Source organism: Sneathiella sp. (assembly GCF_029233945.1).
Lineage (GTDB): Bacteria > Pseudomonadota > Alphaproteobacteria > Sneathiellales > Sneathiellaceae > Sneathiella.
The window spans coordinates 86,625-88,635 of the sequence record NZ_JARGOQ010000007.1 but is presented as its reverse complement, the minus strand read 5'-3'; the positions used below and the strand labels follow the sequence as shown (position 1 = coordinate 88,635).

2 protein-coding genes and 1 pseudogene are annotated in these 2,011 nt (G+C 53.5%); all 3 read right to left on the bottom strand.

Translation table 11 applies throughout. The features are described 5' to 3' along the window. Positions 1 to 379 (bottom strand): annotated as a pseudogene (locus P1U71_RS04105) (FAD-dependent monooxygenase); the annotation flags it as partial. A 169-nt stretch (positions 380 to 548) separates the two neighbouring features. Further along, positions 549 to 950: a F0F1 ATP synthase subunit epsilon gene (locus tag P1U71_RS04100; protein ID WP_301104281.1), complete on the bottom strand. Its 402-nt coding sequence runs from the start codon at positions 948 to 950 to the stop codon at positions 549 to 551. A gap of 26 nt (positions 951 to 976) precedes the next feature. Beyond that, a partial coding sequence (gene atpD / locus P1U71_RS04095) for a F0F1 ATP synthase subunit beta (RefSeq protein ID WP_301104280.1) occupies positions 977 to 2,011 on the bottom strand: 1,035 nt, incomplete at its 5' end.

The following is a 2,011-nucleotide window of genomic DNA, read 5'->3' as shown; positions in this document are numbered from 1 at the left end:
CATGGGAGCGTAATACATGTTCCAGCATCGGCCGGGATTGAAAGAAAGTGGTCATCCCCTCGTCAAAAGGCGGCAACCAGTTACCCGCCAAATGCCAGCGGACGTCCTTGCCAAGAACCGCCTTCGTCGCCCCCTCCAGGAGCAGATCATCCGTTATGCCCGGAAACAGATCCGACAGCACTTGCTCTCCGGCTTTTAGCAGGACGTGAATATGATGCCCTTGAGGAACGCCCTTGCGCGGTCCCGGCTCTTTTGGCTCAGCGTCCCTTTCAATTATGGTGACCTGCCGGAAGTAATCCGCCAGAACGCGTCCAGCAAGTAACCCGGCAAAACCACTACCAATAACAATTACCTTCTGCCCAAGTTCCCGATGCCGCATAAGTTATCTCTAACTCCTCTGTGAAAGCCAGGCGCTACACCTAAGCTCGTTACCAGATCCAAATTTAGTCAAGAGACCAACGTCCTTATACATTTCCCTCGGAATAGCTTTTCAGGCAATAAAAAAGAGGCCAAATAGGCCTCTTTTAAATGAGATATAGTGGCCTCAATTAATTCATCGCGTCCAGCAGCTGCTGCAGGTGATCGCGATTCTCCGCTGCGCGGCGGCGGGCTTCATCATCCTTCGCATCTTCTTCGTCCTCACGAGCGTTCTGGATACGCTGTTCCAGGTTACTACGATCAAGGTCAGCCACATAGATGGCTTCTTCCGCAAGAACTGTCAGCTTATCGTTGGATACTTCCGCAAAGCCGCCATTGACGAAAATACGATCCGTTTCCTTATCCCCTTCATAGATGCTGATGACACCGGGGCGCAAGGAAGAGGTGATCGGCGAATGACCGGCCAGAACGCCGAAGTCCCCTTCGGCACCCGGCAGCACAACCATTTCAAACTCATCCGAAAGCAATAGCTTTTCGGGAGATACCAGATCCATGGTGATCATGTCAGCCATCTCAATACTCCTTCAGGCGGCGATAATTAAGCAGCTTCCGCCGCCAGTTTCTTCGCCTTCTCAAGCACTTCTTCGATGCCGCCGCACATATAGAAGGCAGCTTCGGGAAGTTCGTCATACTCACCGGCGACGATTTTCTCGAATGCATCAAGCGTTTCTTCAAGCTTCACGAATTTACCGGGAGAACCCGTAAATACCTCGGCCACGTGGAACGGCTGGCTGAGGAAACGCTGGATCTTACGGGCACGGGCAACGATAAGCTTATCTTCTTCCGACAGCTCATCCATACCCAGAATGGCGATAATATCCTGCAGCGACTTATAGGTTTGCAGTGTTTCCTGAACTTCACGCGCAATCGCATAATGCCGATCCCCAACAACTGCCGGGTCAAGCATACGAGATGTAGAGTCGAGCGGGTCCACAGCCGGATAAATACCAAGCTCCGCGATCTGACGGGACAGAACGGTCGTCGCGTCCAGATGGGCGAAGGAAGTAGCCGGTGCCGGGTCGGTCAAGTCATCGGCCGGAACGTAAATGGCCTGCACCGAGGTGATCGAGCCTTTGTTGGTTGAGGTAATTCGTTCCTGCAACGCGCCCATGTCAGTCGCGAGCGTCGGCTGATAACCCACAGCAGAAGGAATACGGCCGAGCAGCGCGGACACTTCGGAGCCAGCCTGCGTAAAGCGGAAGATATTGTCGATAAAGAACAAAACGTCCTGACCTTCAACGTCGCGGAAATATTCCGCCTGTGTCAGGCCGGACAGAGCAACACGCATGCGCGCTCCGGGAGGTTCGTTCATCTGACCGTACACAAGCGCCACTTTCGATTTGTCGCCTTCAAGGTCGATAATGCCGCCTTCAATCATTTCATAGTAGAGGTCATTACCTTCACGGGTACGCTCACCCACACCGGCGAACACCGAATACCCGCCATGACCCATGGCAACGTTGTTGATCAACTCCATGATCAGAACCGTCTTGCCCACACCCGCACCACCGAAGAGGCCAATCTTACCGCCTTTGGCGTAGGGCGCGAGAAGGTCAACAACCTTAATCCCGGT